Genomic DNA, 21,121 nt, shown 5'->3' on the forward strand with positions numbered 1-21,121 from the left:
ATATGAAATTATTTAGAAATACTTTTATTCTATACAATATAAAAATCTTAAATAACTAAGCAATCAAAATCTTTTATTTTATATATCTTTTCTGTAATTGACTATATTAATATTTAATAATATTATTTTTATGTATAAAAAACATAAGAGGTATTTTAATGAATGAACAATATTATGAAGAATTACTAAATATAAAAACTAATAAAAAGCAAGATTTAGATGAAACATCAATACACTATAACAGATACGAACCTACTGAATATTCGGCATTAAACGAATTATTTAAACATTATAAATTAAAAGAAAGTGATTCAATAATTGATTTTGGATGTGGTATGGGAAGGCTTAATTTTTTTATAAGTTATTTATTTAATTCTAAAGTTACAGGAATTGAAATGAATCATTACTTTTATAAGCAAGCTTTAATTAATAAAGAACATTTTCTTGAAAAATATAATAAGGATCAATGTAAAATTAATTTTTCTTGTATTTTAGCTGAAGAATATAAAATTAATAAAGAAGATAATAAATTTTATTTTTTTAATCCATTTTCTATTCAAATATTTATGAAAGTTTTAGATAATATTTTAGAATCAGTTTATGAATATAAAAGAGCTATAGAACTTATATTATTTTATCCATCAGATGATTATATTTTCTTTTTAGAAAATTATACATTTTTTATGTTATATAAAGAAATACGACTTGAAAGCTTTAAAACTGATTCAAGAGAAAGATTTTTAATATATAAGCTAGCTTATATAAATTAAAATTATAAAATGGTATCTATTTTTTATAGATACCATTAATATTTTCTTATTTTTAATATTAAATTTTAAATTTACTTTTAAAATTAAAAATCATAATATTATAATCTTTCATTTTTTCTCTCCAAATATATCTCTTTTGATTTCTTTATTTAATACACAAAAAAAATTAATAGTATCATATTTATTATTAATACTTGTCTTACGCAATAATAACAGGTGTTGAATTTGGTATATTATCATATATCCATTTAGCATTTTGAGTTAAAAGCCTTATACATCCGTGACTAATTTCCATTCCAAGTCTAGAATCTATTACATACTTGCCTGTACTATCATATAAAATTGAATGATAATAATATCTTCCTATAAATCTAGTTGCATACTTAGCCCTATACTGAGTAGTTCCAAAGTAAGGTTTTCTGCCTGTTATATAAAAATATCCTTTTATTGTTGGTGTAGTCTTTTTTCCAACCGTACATCTCCATTTATAAATTTGTTCCCATTTACCACCATCCTCTTTAAATATATAAGTATACTTTGTTTTTAATGATGTTGTAATTAAATATCCAGTATCACTTTTTATATTATTTTCATTAACAAACTTTAACATATCAATATTAAAATTTTTAAAATCAAGAGAATTATATATTTCAACAGGATTTTTCATAAACTTACTCCTTAAAATATTTTTTCCTTTATATTATAATATTAACTATTTATATTTTGTGATTTTAAGGCATACTAATACTGAATTATTTGTGGAGGTGATATTATGCCAAAAGATAGTCAACCAGATAAAAAAGCTTCAAGAATGCCAAAATGTAATTGTCAAACTCCCCTTACTAGTGAAGAAGGAAAAAATCACAACAGAACTCAAAAGAAACGTTCTGTAAAACGTGAAGGCTTTCAAAGTCAACATATAAATTAAATAAAAATACGAGTGAATAAATTCACTCGTATTTTACTTACTTATAACAAACAATAGGTGTTCCTGATGTTATATTATTAAATATTGATTCTGCAACTGGAGGTGGTAAATTTACACAACCATGTGAACCTTGATTTTGATATATATTTCCACCAAACTTATTTCTCCACCACGCATCATGAAGTCCTATCCCTCCATTAAATGGCATCCAAAACTTAACTGGTGTTTTATAATCTTCACCTTTTAATGTTGCATCTTTTTCTTTATAGTTTAAATAATATACTCCTGGTGGTGTTGCCCAATTTCTACTTGCATTACCTGTAACAATATCACCTTCTGTAATAAGAGCTCCATCTTTATAATACCAAACATGTTGTTTATCTAAATTAACTTCAACATATGTATTTCCTATATCATTAGTTCCATAAGATAAAGAAGTTTGAGAGTATACTGGTTTTCTTGTAACCTTTGCACCTTCTTTTATTTCTGAAATTAATGTTTGAACTTCTTGTGGCACATTTATTTTCCATCCATAAGATCCACCACTTACTTTTACAACAGTTCCTAATGAAGTTTTAAATTCTCTTGTTTTTCCAACTGTATTATATTCATTAGCTAACCCATTTACATAATTTGAAACTGCTTGATCATCAATTACAACATTCATATCTTTATCTACATTAACCCAATTATGAATTATAGAACCATTTAAATTTATTTTATTATCTCCTATAGTGTATGTTATATCTGAAGATACATATTTATCTAATTTATCCTTAGCTTCTATAACCTTCTTTGAATCAGCTAAATATTTAGGGTTATCATAACAATTTGCTTTATCTAAGTTTACACTTTTTTGTCCATTATGAATTGCATCTACTATTACATTATACAATTTTTCTTTATTAACCTTATTACCATAGACTTCTTTTACTATTTCATACTTTCCATCAGTATATTTAAAACTAGCATTTTTAGGATTAACAATTTTATTCTTATTAAAATAAACCATCTTATTTATAGTTTTCTTTAAAAGATTTTTATCATATGATGCTAAAAGATCTATTTCAGTATCTTTATTACTAAATATTTTTATAATCCATTTAAAAGGGCTTTGTTCTTCTTTTAGCTCTTTAACTGTTTGAGCTGCATCATATTTTAATCCTATTTCTTTTGAAGTTATTACTTCATTAGCTCCATCTCTGCCTTCTAATTCTAATTTATAATTTCCGATTTTATCTTCAATTTTCTTATTAGCTTCTTCCACAGTACATCCTGATATACTTATTGAATTAACAGATGAACCAAAATAAAAATGATTAATAAAATACATGGACATTCCTAAATATATAGCAAGTAAAATAGATATAGAAATTATAATTCCTATTATAGTTTTTTTACGATTAATATCCCTTCTCATTTTTCTACTTCCTTTATCGCTATCTTTTTCCATATTAACAATTCCTCCCTATAATACTATACCAAAATTTTTCTTCAAAGGTTGTCCTTTTTTAATACAGTAACGCTATATTAAATTTTTATTTACAATTTAATCAATTTTTAAATAATAAATTTAATTATTTTAATGTTATTACTTAAAAATTGACTTAATAATATTAAAATGCATTATAATATTAAAAAATATATTTTAAACAATTTAAAATATTTTAATTTTAATATATAAAAACATATTTAATTATATTCGTATTTTCCTATTTTGCCAATTACTATTTAGTTAAAATTTCTTTATTAGTAAATTTAATAAAAATCAAAGGAAACTATTTTTAATAGCTTCCTTATAAAAGTCATAATTTTATATTAAATTTAATCGCATCAATTAAGATAGTCCAAATATAAAATAAAATGTAAATAAACCTGCTAAAGTATACATTATAGGATGAACAGATTTAAAGTTACCTTTTAAAACCATTAATACAACATAAGCACAAAATCCAAAAGCAATTCCTATAGCTATACTATATGATAAAGGCATTAATATAACTGTTAAAAATGCTGGAATTGCAATTTCTGGTTCTTTCCAATTAATATCAGCTAATGAAGCGCACATAAGTGATCCAACAATTATAAGAGCTGGTGCCGTAACTTCAGAAGTTACTACTGAAAGAAGTGGTGAGAAGAATGTTGATAATAAAAACATTCCTCCTACAACAACGCTTGAAAATCCAGTTTTAGCTCCTACAGAAGCACCTGATAATGATTCAATATATGATGTTGTATTAGTTGTTCCAAATATAGAACCAACACATGTTGCAATTGAATCAGCAACTAAAGCCCTAGAGCCATTTTCTATAGATCCATCTTCTTTAACAAGTCCAACCTTTGCTCCAACTGCTACTAAAGTCCCTGCAGTATCAAAGAAATCCATAAATAACATTGTAAAAACAACCATAAGCATTTGTGGTGTAAAAACTTCTTTTATATTTGAAAGTGCATATCCAAAAGTAGGTGCTATTGATGGTACTGATGAAATTACTCTACTTGGAGTATCTATAAGCCCTGATATTATTCCAACTATTACTGTACATATCATTCCAACAAAAATTGCAACTTTAACTTTTCTTGCCATTAATGCTCCTGTTAATAAAAGTCCAAATATAGCAAGTAATACTTTAGGACTTGTTAAATTACCTATTGAAACAAAAGTAGCATCATTTTGTACTACTATTCCTGCACCTTTAAAACCTATAAATGCTATAAATAATCCTATTCCAGCTGTAACTGCTGATTTTAAATTTTGAGGTATTGCTTTTATAATAAGCTCTCTAAGTCCTGATACTGAAATTATTACAAAAATTATTCCTGAAACTAAAATTCCTGAAAGAGCAACTTGCCATGAGATTCCCATCTCTCCACAAACAGTAAAAGCAAAGAAAGCATTTAGTCCCATGCCTGGTGCAAGTGCCATTGGAAAGTTTGCATATATCCCCATTATTAGTGTTCCAAATGCTGCGGCTAATGCTGTTGCAACAAAAACACTATTTTTATCCATTCCTGTTGTACTTAATATATCTGGTATAACAAATAAAACATATGACATTGTTATAAATGTTGTTATCCCTCCAATTAATTCCCCTTTTAAAGTAGCATTTCTTTTTTCAAACTTGAAAAATTTTGATATAAAGTTCATCTTTAATATTTCCTCCTTTAGTTTTTGAAATCTTTTTAAGCTTTGATTAATCTAAAGGATTGTCCATATAATCTTTAGAAAAATCGTAGTCAGACCATTTACGGTGATCTGGTAGAAACTATCGAACCTTATTTGCGATATTATACGATATTTTTTTATATTTTTTATATTATATTTCGTATATATACATAATATTACACTTATATTCATTAGTCAATATTCGTATTTATATATTTTTATATAATAAAAAAAGTAGAAATCTTTTTGAAATATAACCTTAATATTTAAATTAATTTAAAAAGATTTCTACCATTATTTATTTTCTATGAAGTTTAGAATACACTCCACCTTTTTCTATAAGTTCTTTATGTGTTCCTCTTTCTTCTATTCCATTCTCTGTTAAAACAACTATTTCATCTGCATTTTTTACTGTTGACAATCTATGAGCTACAACTAAATTTGTTCTATCTTTACTTAATTCCTCTAATGATTTTTGTATTTCTTTCTCTGTTACATTATCAAGAGCTGATGTAGCTTCATCTAAAATCATAATAGGTGGATTCTTCAAAAATATTCTAGCTATTGATACTCTTTGCTTTTGACCTCCAGATAGCTTAACTCCTCTTTCTCCTATATAAGTATCATATCCATTTGGAAGAGACATTATAAAATCATGTATCTTAGCTTTTTTACAAGCCTCTATAATTTCTTCATCTGTAGCATTCCTATCTCCTATCGTTATATTTTCTTTTACTGTACCTGTAAATAAAAATACATCTTGTGCTACAACTCCAATATTATTTCTAAGTGAATTTAAGCTAACATCTTTAATACTTGTTCCATCTATTTTTATATCCCCATCTTCAAATTCAAAAAATCTTGGTATAAGACTACATAAAGTTGTTTTTCCACCACCAGATGGCCCAACAAGTGCTACTGTTTTTCCTGCATCTATTTTTAAATTAATATTATTAAGCACTTCATTATTATCTTCATAGGTAAAAGATAAATTTTCTATTTCAATATCTCCTTTTACATCTTTAAGCTCTATTGGGTTTTCACTTTCTTTTTCTGTTTCTTGATTTATTATTTCCATAAATCTTTCAAAACCAGTCATACCATTTTGATATTGCTCTGTAAAGTTTATTAGTTTTCTAATAGGCTGCATAAACATTTTTACGTAAAGTAAATATGCTGCAAAATCTCCTAAAGTAATATAATCCATATAAGTAAAATATCCTGCAACTATTAAAACAACTAATTCTAAAAAGTCAGTTCCAAAAAACATACCTGAAAAATAACCAGCCATTACTCTATATGCTTTTTCTCTAGCTTTTTTAAATATATTATTGGATTCTTCCATCTTTTTCAATTCTTCTTCTTCATTACAAAAAGATTTAGTAACTCTAATTCCTGCTATACTATTTTCTAAAGTAGCATTTACTTCACCAATTTTAACTCTAGTTTCCTTAAAAGCTCTACTCATTCTTTTTCTTTGAGTTATTGCAAATAAAATTATAAATGGAAGTATAGAAAAAACTATTATTGTAAGTGGAATATTTATTCCTAGTAATATAAAGAAAGATCCTAATATAATTACTAAAGATATAAATAAATCTTCTGGACCATGATGTGCAAGTTCTGATATGTCCATAAGATCATTTATTATTCTAGACATTATAACACCAGTTTTGTTGTTACTAAAATATGAGTTTGGAAGTTTTTGAAGATGTATAAATACTTTTTTTCGCATATCTGCTTGCATTCTAACCCCTACAACATGACCCCAATATTGCATAAAGTAATTTAATCCTGCTTTAAGTATAAATATTAGTAATAATGCCACACCAAATATTACAAGCATTCTAAAATTTTTATTAGGAACAACATCATCCATTATGTTTCTTGTTATCATAGGATATACCAAATCACACAACGATACTGTAAATGCTGCAAATAAATCTAATATAAATAACTTCTTATAGGGCTTATAATATTTTATAAATTCTTTTAACATAATTTATCCCTCTCATTCGTATTAAATTTTAGCCGTTTAATATACATTATATCAAAAATTCAAAGTTTATATTAACAATTAATTATTTATCATAAAAAAAGCAAAGCCTATAATTTAGACTTTGCTTTTATAAATTAATTAGTTTTTTCATTATTATTAGATTTTTCTATTATAACTTTAAATGGCCACCAATTTGCTTTACCAAATATTTTAACCATAGCTGGAATAAATAATGGTAATATAATTACAACATAAAGTACTATTCCTGTTAATACAACCATTGATATTTCAACAAGTGATAATACCCCTGAAGGAATTAATGCTGCAAATGTTCCACTTAAAATAATTACTGCTGAAAGTATTACCCCTCCCATTAACCTCATTGTTGTAACTATACGGGTTTTCATATCACTATTTTCATCTTGATTAAATCTTGTCATTATAAATATAGAATAATCTATACCAAGTGCCATTAAAACTACAAATCCAAAAAATGATGTTATCCATGATATACCTGGATATCCCATTATTTTTTCAACAACAAACTGAATTATACTTATTGAGGTAAAATAAGTTAATATAAGTGATGCCATTAAATATATTGGCATTACTAATGATCTTAAAATTATAACTAATGCTATAGATACCCCAATTATTACAAAAATTAATGCTTTATCATAATCTTTTTGTGCCATCATCTTAGTTTCATAAGTCGTACTTGCTATTCCACCAACTCCAATATTTGCATTTTCAAGATGTGTTCCTTTTACACTATCTTTAACTACATTTTCAAGAATTGGGATTTCTGAAACAGCATAATTTGAATATGGATTTTTAGTTGTTATTACATTAATAACTGCAAGGTTTCCATCTTCACTCATATATTGATTTAATGATTGTTTAAATTTACTATTACTAAATATTTCTACTGGAACACAAATTCCTGAAAGATTATATGAAAGATTAGACCAATCATTAATAAATCCATTTGCATATCTAAGTCCATCTTGAATTTCTTGAATACCATTTGAACCAGTTTTTAATCCATCTGATAATTCATTTATTTGTGAACTAAATTCTTTAAATCCATTTTCAATTCGTTCTTGTCCAGCTTCTATTTTAGTTAATGCATCTGATATTTCAGGTACTTTTCCTGATATTTCTTGCCCTCCTTTTAGTGATTTTGAAAGTCCTGAATCTAATGCAGTTAACCCATTTTCAACCTTCTCTATTCCTGAATTAAAATTATTTAAATCTTTCATTATTTCAGTTTTTTTACTATTTAATTCATTTAAACAATTGTTTAAATACTTAATGTCTCCATTTAAATCTTTTACTTTATTTAATAAATCATCATTTACTTTTCCTTGAATATTATTTGCATTACCATCTAAACTATCTAAATCACCTTTAAATTTTTGAAAATTTTTATCTTTTTTAGCTTCAGGGTGTGTTTTTAAATATTCATTTAAATTATCTTTTACTGATGATATAGCATCTTTTATTTCTCTACTATCAACATTTACTAAATCTTTATCATTAATTAAATTATTAAATTTGCTTACTTTATTTAATATTTCACTTGCCTTACCTGTTATATCATTATAAGCATTTTCAATTTCTACTTTACTAAACTTTAAACTATCTAATTTATTTTTTGCACTATCTACTCCATCTTTAAGTTCTGTTGCACCGTTATGCTCCAAATTAATACTATCTACTAACTCATTTAATGCTTTTTGAAGTTCATCTACACCTTTTTTAGTTTTAAGTGTACCATCTTGCAATCTTTCTGTTCCTTCCTCTGCCCCTTTAAGCTTTGGCTTTGAACTATTTATTTTATTTCCTGCTTTATTTAGTCCATCTTTAATCTCATTTAATCCACCGTTTGCCTTATTTACTCCTTTATATACATCCCCAGCTTGATTATTAACATATATTTCATCAAGTCTAGTTCCTGTTGGTCTTGTAACACTTAGTACTGAAGTAATACCCTTATTTGAATTTTCTATATCATTTGATATTTTTTCTATTAAAGCAATATATTCTGGCTTTTTCATATTATCATCATTTTCAATATAAATTGATACAGGTGATGCTTTACCTATTCCAAAATCATCAGCTACAATATTAAATCCTTCTTTAGCTGAATACGTATCTCCTATCTCATTTAAATTATTAAAAGATTCATTCCAATTATTAAATAATATTGGTATAACAGTTATTACTAATATAACTATTAAAGTTGGCATTGGCTTACTAAAAGCAAAATTTCCAAGTTTACCCCATAATTTATTTTCTTCAACTGAAATTTTCTTTTTAACAGGCCAAAATATATTTTTACCTAAAATAATCATAACTGATGGAAATATAGTAAATAATGCAATTATTAAAAATACTATTCCAATTGCAACTGCTACAGCACTTCTATAAAGATTAAATTCAATAAAATTAAGTGATGCAAAAACTACAAATACAGGTATAGCACTTGATAATACAGTTTTTCCTGCTGTTTTATATGTAATTTTTACAGCTTCATATTTATTTTTACCCTGAGCTATTTCTGATTTAAATCTATTTAAAAGCAATATAGAGTAATCTGTTCCTATTCCAAACATAATACATATCATAAATATTTGTGTATAATTTGAAAGTGGAAAATTATATTTATTAGCTAATATTGCAACAATAGATTGAGCAACTAAATAACTTATTCCTACTGTTAATAAAGGAATAAATGGCGTAACTATTGACCTAAATAATAATATAAGAACAATAAATATAAATACTACTGTTATATTTTGAGTTTTATTAAGCCCACTTTGAGCTGCTAAATTAACATCTGATTCTATTAACTTTTCTCCTGTAAGATATGTAGAAACTCCAGGCGTATTTAACTTACTATCTATAACATTTTTTATTTCTTTTGTTTGAGCACCTTTAGGGTCTATTGTTATTAATGCCATTATAGTTTTATCATTATCTGATACTAACTGTGATTTTAATTCTGGTGTATCAAAGCTATTTACTATACTTTTTATATAAATACTATCTTTATCACGCTTTAAAGTTTCAATAGTATTTTTAATATTTTCTTTATCAACTTCATTTATGCCATTATTTGAATGAAAAATAGCTATATAACTATCATTACTATTAAACTTATCATTATTTTTTAATATACTTGAAATTTTTGAAGAATAATCGTTAGGTAATTGAATTCCCCCTTTAGCAGTAACTAACTTAGTTAGTGATGGAGAATTAAATACTAAAACTAATGCTATTACACACCATAAAATTAATATTGCAAAACTAAAAACCTTATCTAAACTTCTCTTACTGTTCCCCTCTTTCATACATCATCCACCTTTTCTCTTTAATGCATTAGTTATATAAAAAAATATACCACTTTATATTACTTTTTCAAAAATAAAAAGAACCATTTAACATAGTTCTTTTAAAAAATAATTTATAATTTAATTATTTTGTATATACATTATTAATATAGTTTAGAATAAAAACTTTATTTTTTTAATTTTAACAATTATAAAATACCATTTATATATATTTTTTCCTTTTATTTATTAAATTAAAAATAAAATAAATAATTAATATCAAAATTTATAAGAGTATTTTAGTTTAATGTAAATTTATTATTATATTTCCTTTAAACTAAAAAAAGCTGTAGTTTAAACTACAGCTTTATAACAATCTAAAATTATCTTCTATTTTGTTCTTTTTTAGCTCTTCTACAAGCTGGACATCTTACTGGCTCATTAGTGAATCCTTTTTCTTTGTAGAATTCTTGTTCTCCTACTGAAAATACGAATTCTTCGCCACAATCTCTACATTTTATTACTTTATCTGTCATAATAAATCCTCCTAAATTAAAAGATTCAAATTGATAATAACCTCTAATTAATTTAAGAGAAATTATATACCCAAGAGAAACTTTTCTTGTTGTTAGCATTTTTGCTACTCATTAATAATAACACAGTATTGTATATATAACAACCTTTATTTTTATTATTTATAATTTATACTTAATTTAGATCTATTTATTTGCAAATTGGCTATTATAAAGTTTTTCATAAAATCCTTTTTTTGACATTAGTTCTTCATGATTTCCTTGTTCTATAATATTCCCATCATTAATAACTAATATTAAATCTGCATTACGTATTGTAGACAATCTATGCGCAATAACAAAACTTGTTCTACCTTTCATTATATTTTGCATAGCTTTTTGAAGTAAAAGTTCAAGTCTTGTGTCTACTGAACTTGTAGCTTCATCTAATATAAGTATTGCTGGATCCTTTATTATAGCTCTTGCAATAGTTAAAAGTTGTTTTTCACCTTGAGATATATTTGATGCTTCTTCATTTAAAAACATATTGTATCCGTCAGGTAAAGTTTTAATAAAGTGATGTACATTTGCAATTTTACAAGCATTCACTATATCTTCTTTAGTTGCTCCAAACCTACCATACTCAATATTATCATATATTGTTCCATTAAAAAGCCATGTATCTTGAAGAACCATTCCAAATATTGAACGTAAATCTTTACGTTTCATATCTCTAATATCAACACCATCTATTTTTATTGACCCACCATTAACATCATAAAATCTCATAAGTAAATTTATTAAAGTTGTCTTTCCAGCTCCAGTTGGACCTACTATTGCAACCATTTGCCCACTCTTTACTTTAGCATTTAAATCCTTTATTAAAATTTTATCTTCGCTATATCCAAACTTAACATGCTCAAAAGTAACATCTCCACGTAAATTTTTAATTTTTGCAGAGTTTACAAGGTCAGGTGTTTCTTCTTTTTCATCTAATATTTCAAGTACACGGTCTACAGCTGCAAAAGCTGATTGTATACTTGAAGATAATTGAGTTATTTGTGAAAGTGGCTGATTTATTTGCCATATATAACGAATAAATGCTTGAAGGTTACCAACTGTAATTATGCCTTTGATTGCATAAATAGGTCCTATAAATGCCATAACTGCAATTCCTAAATAAGTTACTAATGATACTAATGGGGACATAAGTCCTGATACAAACTGTGCTTTAAATCCATTTGTACAAAGTTCCTCATTTATTTCTTTAAATTCTTTAATTGCATCATCTTGTTTTCCATATAACTTTATTTCATTAAATCCAGTATACATCTCTTGCACGCTTCCATTTAATTTTCCTAAAGCATTTTGTTGCTTTTTAAATAAACTTTGAGACTTACCTACTATAAATCTTGAAACTAAATAACTTATAGGAATAATAAGTGTTGCAAGTATTGCCATAGTAATATTGATAGTAAACATCATAACTACTGCTAAAGTTACTGCAAGTATTGAATTTACAACTTGACTAAAGCTTTGCTGAAGTGCATTTGATATTGTATCAACATCATTAGATATACGACTTAAAATGTCTCCATAACTATTTTTATCAAAATAGCTTATTGGTAATCTTTTAATTTTATTTAAAAGAGAATTTCTCAAATCTCTAATTGTATTTTGAATTGCATTTGTTAATAAAAAATTTGAAGCATAAATTAAAAGTGTATAAGAAACGTAAAATATTGCTAAAATAATTAAAATTTTAGTAATATAAGTAAAATCTACACCTGCACCTACTATTCCTTTTGAAATAGCAATTACATCTTCTGTAAGTTTAGTAATTATAAGCCCTTCAATAATTGGAGATAATGAACTTATAATTGCTGCTAAAACTATAAAAAATATAGACAATAAAAATCCTATTTTATATGGTTTTATATAAGGAGAAATTTTCTTAAAAGTAGTTTTTATATTTTTTAATCTATTCATCTTCTAATTCCTCCTTTGTAAGTTGTGATGTAGCAATCTCATAATAAATTTCACAAGATTTAAGTAATTCCTTATGAGTTCCTTCTCCTACAACTTCACCTTCATTTAATACAATTATTTTATCAGCATCAAGAATTGAACTAATTCTTTGCGCAACTATTAAAACAATTGAATCATGAGTTTCTTCTTTAAGTTTAGCTCTTAATATAGCATCTGTCTTAAAATCAAGTGCTGAAAAACTATCATCAAAAATATAAATTTCTGGTTTTCTAACTATAGCTCTTGCTATAGATAATCTTTGTTTTTGTCCACCTGACACATTTGCTCCACCTTCACTTATCTCTTCATCAAAGCTATTAGGCTTTTTAACTATAAAATCATATGCTTGTGATACTTTTGCAGAATGAATTAATTCATTCTTATTTGCATCTTTTTTACCAAACTTTATATTTTTACCTATGCTGCCTGTAAACAATAATGTTTTTTGTGGAATAAATCCAATTTTACTTCTAAGAAATTTCAAATCATAATCTCTAACATCTACTCCATCAATTTTTATATTTCCTTCAGTAACGTCATAAAATCTAGGAATTAAATTTATAAGTGTACTTTTACCGCTTCCTGTACTACCTATAAAAGCTATTGTTTCACCTTTATTAGCAGTAAATGATATATTTTTAAGTACTGGTTCTTCCCCATAAGGATATGTGAAGGTAACATTTTCAAATTCTATTTTTCCTTCATCTTTCACATTTTTTATTCCATTTATAGGATTTTTAATTAACGGTTGTTCATCTAATAATTCCTGTATTCTATTTGCTGATACCTCAGCTCTTGGATACATTACAAAAACTAAAGAAAACAACATAATTGAAAACATTGCATGAAATAAATATTCAATAAATGCAACTAATTGCCCAACTTCTAAAGACCCAGTATTAATCATCTTACTTGAAATCCAAAATATTGCAATTATAGCTAGATTAAGTAATAAGAAAAAAGTAGGTTGAGCACTTGACATAAGTTTATTTAATTTTTTTGAAACATCAGCATAATTTTCATTTGTATCTTTAAATCTTTCTGTTTCATGATCTTCATTTCCAAAGGCTCTTATAACCCTTATACCTGTTAAATTTTCTCTGGAGATTCTATTTAATTTATCCAAACCTTTTTGTTGCCTTTTTGACATAGGATGAGATACTTTGGCTATAATAACTACTCCTGCTATTATAAATGGAATTGTTATAGCTAATACTAAAGATAATGATAGACTTGTTTTTATTATCATTATTAAACTTATAGTAAACATTACTGGTGTGATTAATGCTGTTCTTAAAACAGTATTTATAAATTGTTGTAATTGAAATGCATCATTAGTAGTTCTAGTAATCATAGAAGATATTCCAAATTTATCATATTCACTATGGGAAAATTCTTGTACTTTACAAAATATATCATTTCTAATATCTCTAGTTATACTAGTTGAAATTTTTGAGGAACAATATCCTAAAATAATGGTTCCAATAGATCCTATTATTGATATGACAACAATAATAATTCCCATTTTTCTTATATAGGGAATATCATTATAAACAATACCAACATCTATAATTTTTGCCATTATAGTTGGTATCCCAAGTTCTACTAATGCAAATCCAAATACCGATAATACATTTAAAATAATTAATCCTTTATACCTTTTTAAATACTTTAAAATTAATCTCATTTAATTCTCATCTCCTCTCATAGTATTTTAATATTATTAAAAATTATAGCAATAATTTTATATTTTGTATATTTTCCATTTATATTATTTATATATCTTGTTGACTCATTTTAATTTAAATGATATGATTATCTAGCAGTTGGTACGTAAAGTGCTAATTAATTGTGGAGCTTGGTTGTCTTTCGCCGGATACCAAGCTCCATTTTTATATTTTTTATTGAAAGGATAATAATTAATGAATTTTAATAATTTAGGAATAAATAATAATATAGTTAAAACTTTAAATAAAAATGGTATTAAAAAACCAACACCAATACAATTAGAATGCATACCTTATATTTTAAACAAAAAGGATGTAATTGGTGAAGCTAAAACTGGTACTGGAAAAACTTTAGCCTTTTTATTACCATTATTTCAATCTATATCAAATAAAGATAATTTTACTCAAGTTCTTATTATATCTCCAACTAGAGAACTTGCTATACAAATAACTGAAGAAGCAAATAAACTTAATGTAAATAATACAATTAATATTCTTGCAGCTTATGGTGGAAAAGATGTTTCATCTCAAATAAAAAAACTTAAAAATACTGTTCATTTAATAGTTGCAACTCCTGGTAGATTAATAGATCATATAAAAAGAAAAACTATAAACTTAAGTAAACTTAAATCAATAGTTATAGATGAAGCAGATCAAATTCTTTTTATGGGTTTTAAAAATGAAATAGATGAAATTATGAAGTTTGTTCCAAAAAAACGTCAAACTCTTTGTTTTTCAGCAACTCTAGATTCTAAAGTAAAAAAACTTGCTTATAGATACATGAACGATCCTGTTTTAGTTGAAATTAAAGAAGAAAATATAACTGTTGATAAAATCAAACAAAATGTTGTTTTTACAACAGATAGATGGAAGCAAGATTCTTTATGTGAAGTTTTAAAAGAAGATAATCCTTTTATGGCTATAATATTTTGTAGAACTAAAAGAAGAGTTGATGATTTAGAGGAAGCTATGCATAAAAAAGGATTTAACTGCAAAAAAATACATAGTGATATTCCTCAATCTAAGCGTGAAAGAACAATAAAATCTTTTAGAAATGCTGATATTCAATATTTAATAGCAACTGATGTTGCAGCTAGAGGAATAGACATAACTGGAGTTACTCATATCTATAATTATGATGTGCCTGAAACCCCTGAAAGTTATATTCATAGAATTGGAAGAACTGGTAGAGCTGGAGAAGATGGCTATACTTGCATGTTTGTAGTTCCAAGACATGAAGGTAATTTTAAAAAAATTGAAGAACTTTTAGATTATAAAATACCTGAGCGTAACATTAATATAACAAAATAAATAGAGCAATTATATAATTGCTCTATTTATTAATTAATTTTTTATTTTTTTCTTCTTTTTATTAATCCTATTCCTGCAGCTATAGAAGTTGCAGCTAAAACTCCTGCAAATCCTAAACTATATCCTGTATTTGGCATAGGCTTGCTATTATCTACATTTTGATTTCCTTCATCATTCGGCTTATTATTCTCTGGTTTGTTTTCTGGCTTATTTTCTGGCTTATTTTCTGGTTTATTCTCTGGCTTATTCTCTGGTTTATTTTCTGGCTTATTCTCTGGTTTATTTTCTGGTTTGTTTTCTGGTTTATTTTCTGGTTTATTTTCTGGTTTATTTTCTGGTTTATTTTCTGGTTTGTTTTCTTCATTATTATTTGATGTTGGAATTGCTATTGCTTCTTGTGATGTAGTATTTTTTGAAGTTAAAGTATTCTTATACATTAAATAATATGCTGATGCTGACCAACTAAAGTTTTTAGTATGAAGACCTTCTCCTGTTTCTGGATTATAATTTTCTCTAATTGGTCCATCCCCCATTAATCCTTCTGCATTATTAAATAACTTTTTAGCCATTCTTTCAGCATCTTTGTTATATCCATAATTTTGAAGAGCCTCTACTCCATATAATGCTTGATCAAGCCATACTGGTCCTCTCCAATATTTACTTGGGTCATATTTTGAATTATCTTTTGATGCTGTTGGGAAAGGTACAAAAGTATCGAATTTTCCTGGATCGACCATATTATCTTTAACTTTTTCTGCTTCCTCTCTAGTAGCCATTTTTGCCCATAAAGGAATCCATCCTTCTGTTCCTTTTCCTCTTTCATCTAACATATTTTTCTTCTTTCCATCTTCACTTATTTGAAGATCATAGAAAAATCCTGTTTTCTCATCAAACATATTTTCACTTACATATTCTCTTACATATTTTGCTTCTTTATCATATTTATTTGCATCAGATGACTTTCCTAATTCATTTGCTATTGATTTTAAAAATCCTTTTTCTGCATAAAGATATGCATTTAAATCAACTGATTCTTGATTTATTGAATATCCAAGAAGCTTTCCATTTTTATCTTTATTCTCAAATACCTTTACACCAACATCTTCTCCGCCTGCTCCTTCTTTATCAAATCTTGTAGCATTATCCATACCACTTTCCCAAGCAGCTGCTAATATTACTTCATCTTCATTAAATTTAGGATTTCCTTTTTCATCTTTCACAATATTTCCATTTTCATCGTATAACCAATGTGCATCATGTACCATTCCACCATATTCTGCTATACCATTTTTATCATGGTCTCTATTTGTATACCACCAGTTATGATATTCAACTAATTTAGGATACATTTCTGCTAAAAATGCTTTATCATTAGTTTCTTTATAAACATTCCAAACTGCCCATGCTGCTAATGCTGGCTTTGAATTTCTTTCATTCCAGTTACCACCATCACCATTTCTTGCTTCATCTTTATTGTAGAAAATAGCGTCTATTATAGTTCCTTTATCTTGTGGTCTTAAATCATCATTTCCTTTAATTTGATAATCAAATAAAGCTTTTATATTATCTTGAGCAAGTTTACCATTAAATTTTGCTGTAGCTACAGCTTGTTTCCATGAGTCCCATGCCCACATTCCAATAAACCACTTGTATGACATTGAAGGAACTATACCATCATGTTTAATTGCTCCTGCTGCACTTCTCCAGTTTGTAATTAAAGTTTCTATTGATTTAACAGTAGCATTTTTATATTCTGGATTATTAGTACTTTCTACTCCTTCAAAAGTTTTATCTAGATATCCTTGCCAACGACTATTATTTTCTGCAAAATATTTATCTCCATTCCCTATGTATTTGTCTAAATTCTTCTTTTCATTTTTTAATTCTTCATTAGTAAAAGTATATGTTTGAGTTGAATAAGTTTTAAACTCTTTTTCAGGTTTTATTATAACTTCATCATTTAATGTAGTTACATAATTCTTTCCTTCAACTTCTGTTTTTACATTTCCATCATATTGAACTGTAAACTTAGTTTCTGGAGTTGAGAAGAAATTCCATGTATCTCTTAATTGTGAAAAGTTAACTTGAACTCCTTTGTCTGTTGCTTCTAAACTTTGTTTTAAATCTATAACTTTATTTCCTGTATTAAGCTCTCCAAATATACTTCCTGTCCATTTTAAATTTAAGTTTAATTCCTTATTTGTTTTATTTTCTATTTTTGTTTGTATAAGTGCACTTCTATTACTTGCAAAAATAAGTTCTAAAGTTAAGTTAAAATCTTTCATTTCATATATTTGAACCAATTTTCCTGGATAATAATTAAAAGTTACATTTTTTGCTTTAGTTAAATCATATTTTTCTTTTGTTTCTGTATTTTCTATAATAATTTTACTAATTGTTTTAGACATATTTGTTGGATATTCTTCTCCAATTATTACTGGACCTGCGAAACCACCATATATCTCTTTAGCATCTTTAGTTGGTAAATAGTAACCATGCCATGCTCCCATATCTGAGAAATTGTTATATTTATTTGTTGAATATGATCCATATATTTGTGATGTTGGATTTGCAGTTACATTAAGAACATTTTTAAAATCAGTAACCTTATCTCTCTTATCTTTAGCTAAAACATTTATTCCCCCTAAATTTCCAACTAATACTGCTGTTAATACAGCCGTTGTTATAATCCCTTTCTTTTTCATTCTAAAAGCCATAAATAAAATCCTCCCCTAAACGCCTTTTTATTATAATTAACTTTGTTAAAACAAAATTTTAACCTTAAATTTATATAAAAAAACACCTAAATCAAGCATTTCTTACACCATAATTAAACCAAAATATTTTTATAATATTTCAGCATTATAATATAAGAGTTTTAAAGTTAATTTAGGTATTACCTCAATAAAAAATGATAAGTATTTTCACCATTTTCTTGCATTATATAGCAAATATTAGCATGTAAATGTTTTTATGTCAACATTTTATTATATTTTTATTAATTTTTTGTAAAAATATATCTAGATTTAAAAAATCTAGATATATTTAACCAATATTTCTTATTTATATTTTTATTTATCATATATATTTAATTTATTATGTAAAATATTGTAAACTGTAAATTAATTTATTTTCTATAAATATATTATTATTTTATCCCTTAAAATTATTTTTTTTACTATTGCTTATTATTAAATTTGAATTCTGTTACTAATAAAACTACAATAATTAAAGTTGTTATTAAGTCTGTAATTGGCTGAGCTAACCATACCCCACTTAAACCAATAAATCTTGGTAATATAAATAATATTGGAATTAATACTACAATCTGCCTAAGAACTGATAAAAACATTGACTGCTTAATCTTACCTATAGCTTGGAAATACGCTGGTCCAATAAGTATAATTCCTATAAGAGGAAGCGTTAATGAATATACTCTAATTCCTATTATAGCCACATCCATAAGCTGTGAATCATTACTAAATACACTAACTAATACTTTAGGGAAAATTTCAATTAATAAAAATCCTACTATCGATATAACTGTTGAATATATAATAGATAATTTTAATGTATCCTTAACTCTTTTATATTTTTTTGCTCCATAATTATATCCTATAATAGCTTGAATACCTTGATTTATTCCAAAAATAGGCATTATAAATATTAATATTATTGAATTAATTGCAGTCATAGCACCAATTGCTAAATCCCCTCCATATATTTTCAAGTAATTATTCATTATTAAAGAAACAAAGCTTGTAGCAAGTTCCATAATAAAAGGTGAGATTCCTAAAATTATAATTTTTCTAATAATTTTAAAATCTAATTTTAAATTATATCTTCTTATTTTAATAGTAGATTTTTCACTTAAAAAATAATATATTAGTATAGCGAATATAATAACTTGAGTAAGCACAGTTGCAATAGCCGCTCCTTTTATCCCCATATTAAACTTAAATATAAATATTGGATCTAATATTATATTTATTAAACAACCTAATATCATAGTTTTTGCAGCAAATTTTGGATTACCATCTACTCTTATAATATTATTTAATGTAAATCCAGTTATGCAAGTAACTGACCCTAAAAGTATTACACTAATATATTCTCTTGCATAAATTATAGTATCATAGCTTGCCCCAAATACATTTAATATAGGATTTATAAAATTTAGTCCTATTATCATAATAAAAATTGAAATTATGACTGAAAAAAGTACTGCATTTCCTAAGTATTTTTCTGCTTCTTCATGATTTCCTTCTCCAAGTTTTATTGCAATATTTGTAGTTGCTCCCATTGATATCAAAACACCAAATGATACTATTAAAGTAAATATAGGCATTGTAACTCCAAGCCCTGCTATAGCTAATGCTCCAACACCATTAATTGATCCAATAAAAACTCTGTCTACAATGTTATAAAGAGAAGTTATTAACATACTCAAAATAGCTGGAATTGAATATTTAATAATTAATTTGCTAATCTTTTCTTCTGCTAAATTTTCTAAATTTTTCATTCTTAAACCTCTTTAATTATGTATACATAGTTTTATACCATATCATAAGTTATACAAACTGGCTTACCACTTCTTGGATCGTTAACTATCTCAGCATCAATATTAAAAAGTTCTTTAAGATTTTCTTTTGTCATAACTTCATGTGAAGTACCTGTACATATTATTTTACCTTTTCTTAATCCAATCATATAATCTGCAAATCTAGCTGCATTATTTAATTCATGTATTACCATTACTATAGTTCTATCTTCTTTTTTGTTAAGTTCCTCTAAAACCTTAAGAATCTCCAATTGATGTGCTAAATCAAGATATGTTGTAGGTTCATCAAGTAACAAAATATCAGTTTCTTGTGCCAAAGCCATTGCAATCCACGCTCTTTGTCTTTGACCTCCTGATAATGTCTCTATAGGTCTATCTCTAAACTCCAATATATTTGTTTTTTCTAATGCCCAATTAATTATCTCTTTATCTTCATCTTTTAATTTTCCAAATCCTTTTTGATATGGAAATCTACCATATGAAATTAACTCCTCAACTGTTAACCCATTTGGAGCCTTTGGACTTTGAGGTAATACAGCCATAGCCTTTGCAAGTTCTTTTGAATCTTGACTATTTATCTCTTTTCCATTTATATATATTAATCCACTCTTAGGCTTAATTATTCTACCTAATGTTTTTAAAATAGTAGATTTTCCACATCCATTGGCTCCTATAATTGTAGTTATTTTTCCTCTTGGTATTTCTAAATTCAGATTTTTTACAATATCTAAATTTCCATAAGATATATTTAAATCTTTAGTTTTTATACAATTCATCCTTATTT

At 25.9% G+C, this 21,121-nt stretch carries 14 protein-coding genes and 1 riboswitch; of the genes, 3 read left to right on the forward strand and 11 right to left on the reverse strand.

The window, feature by feature from the left end:
• Positions 1 to 158 precede the first annotated feature (158 nt).
• Positions 159 to 770 (forward strand): class I SAM-dependent methyltransferase, encoded by a 612-nt coding sequence (locus AC4FQ1_RS08185; protein ID WP_491169434.1) that lies wholly within the window; start codon positions 159 to 161, stop codon positions 768 to 770.
• Between the two features lie 199 nt (positions 771 to 969).
• Here the strand turns inward: AC4FQ1_RS08185 and AC4FQ1_RS08190 are convergent, their stop codons facing one another.
• Positions 970 to 1,437, reverse strand: coding sequence for a L,D-transpeptidase (locus AC4FQ1_RS08190; protein ID WP_491149000.1), 468 nt, complete (start codon positions 1,435 to 1,437; stop codon positions 970 to 972).
• A gap of 105 nt (positions 1,438 to 1,542) precedes the next feature.
• Between AC4FQ1_RS08190 and AC4FQ1_RS08195 the strand changes: the two genes are divergently transcribed.
• Positions 1,543 to 1,698 (forward strand): hypothetical protein, encoded by a 156-nt coding sequence (locus AC4FQ1_RS08195; RefSeq protein WP_491169435.1) that lies wholly within the window; start codon positions 1,543 to 1,545, stop codon positions 1,696 to 1,698.
• A gap of 37 nt (positions 1,699 to 1,735) precedes the next feature.
• Here the strand turns inward: AC4FQ1_RS08195 and AC4FQ1_RS08200 are convergent, their stop codons facing one another.
• The 7 genes from AC4FQ1_RS08200 to AC4FQ1_RS08230 form a co-directional block, all read right to left on the reverse strand.
• Entirely contained in the window at positions 1,736 to 3,151 is a 1,416-nt protein-coding gene (locus tag AC4FQ1_RS08200; protein WP_491169436.1) for a L,D-transpeptidase family protein, read from the reverse strand.
• A 384-nt stretch (positions 3,152 to 3,535) separates the two neighbouring features.
• Entirely contained in the window at positions 3,536 to 4,846 is a 1,311-nt protein-coding gene (locus tag AC4FQ1_RS08205) for an NCS2 family permease (RefSeq protein ID WP_491169437.1), read from the reverse strand.
• Between the two features lie 66 nt (positions 4,847 to 4,912).
• Positions 4,913 to 5,014, reverse strand: a riboswitch (purine riboswitch).
• Positions 5,015 to 5,162: 148 nt separating this feature from the next.
• Positions 5,163 to 6,863 carry an ABC transporter ATP-binding protein gene (locus AC4FQ1_RS08210; RefSeq protein WP_491169438.1) on the reverse strand — a complete coding sequence of 567 codons (1,701 nt, stop codon included), beginning with the start codon at positions 6,861 to 6,863 and terminating at the stop codon, positions 5,163 to 5,165.
• A gap of 134 nt (positions 6,864 to 6,997) precedes the next feature.
• Positions 6,998 to 10,219 (reverse strand): MMPL family transporter, encoded by a 3,222-nt coding sequence (locus AC4FQ1_RS08215; RefSeq protein WP_491169439.1) that lies wholly within the window; start codon positions 10,217 to 10,219, stop codon positions 6,998 to 7,000.
• Positions 10,220 to 10,581: 362 nt separating this feature from the next.
• Positions 10,582 to 10,734, reverse strand: coding sequence for a zinc-ribbon domain-containing protein (locus AC4FQ1_RS08220; protein ID WP_303131111.1), 153 nt, complete (start codon positions 10,732 to 10,734; stop codon positions 10,582 to 10,584).
• A 183-nt stretch (positions 10,735 to 10,917) separates the two neighbouring features.
• Positions 10,918 to 12,699, reverse strand: coding sequence for an ABC transporter ATP-binding protein (locus AC4FQ1_RS08225; protein WP_491169440.1), 1,782 nt, complete (start codon positions 12,697 to 12,699; stop codon positions 10,918 to 10,920).
• Positions 12,692 to 14,425: an ABC transporter ATP-binding protein gene (locus AC4FQ1_RS08230; RefSeq protein ID WP_491169441.1), complete on the reverse strand. Its 1,734-nt coding sequence runs from the start codon at positions 14,423 to 14,425 to the stop codon at positions 12,692 to 12,694. The genes AC4FQ1_RS08225 and AC4FQ1_RS08230 overlap by 8 nt, the downstream gene beginning before the upstream one ends.
• Before the next feature lie 235 nt (positions 14,426 to 14,660).
• On the opposite strand from AC4FQ1_RS08230, the gene AC4FQ1_RS08235 reads away from it, so the two are divergent.
• Positions 14,661 to 15,776: a DEAD/DEAH box helicase gene (locus AC4FQ1_RS08235; protein ID WP_491169442.1), complete on the forward strand. Its 1,116-nt coding sequence runs from the start codon at positions 14,661 to 14,663 to the stop codon at positions 15,774 to 15,776.
• A gap of 41 nt (positions 15,777 to 15,817) precedes the next feature.
• Here the strand turns inward: AC4FQ1_RS08235 and ygjK are convergent, their stop codons facing one another.
• The 3 genes from ygjK to AC4FQ1_RS08250 form a co-directional block, all read right to left on the reverse strand.
• Positions 15,818 to 18,493, reverse strand: coding sequence for an alpha-glucosidase (ygjK, locus tag AC4FQ1_RS08240; RefSeq protein WP_491169443.1), 2,676 nt, complete (start codon positions 18,491 to 18,493; stop codon positions 15,818 to 15,820).
• A 461-nt stretch (positions 18,494 to 18,954) separates the two neighbouring features.
• On the reverse strand, positions 18,955 to 20,298 hold the full coding sequence (locus AC4FQ1_RS08245) for an MATE family efflux transporter (RefSeq protein WP_303129527.1): 1,344 nt from the start codon (positions 20,296 to 20,298) through the stop codon (positions 18,955 to 18,957).
• A 32-nt stretch (positions 20,299 to 20,330) separates the two neighbouring features.
• The gene (locus AC4FQ1_RS08250) at positions 20,331 to 21,113 is read right to left on the reverse strand and encodes an ABC transporter ATP-binding protein (protein WP_491169444.1); all 783 of its coding nucleotides are present in this window, start codon (positions 21,111 to 21,113) and stop codon (positions 20,331 to 20,333) included.
• Positions 21,114 to 21,121: the final 8 nt, after the last annotated feature.

Source organism: Clostridium sp. TJA020, assembly GCF_058310295.1.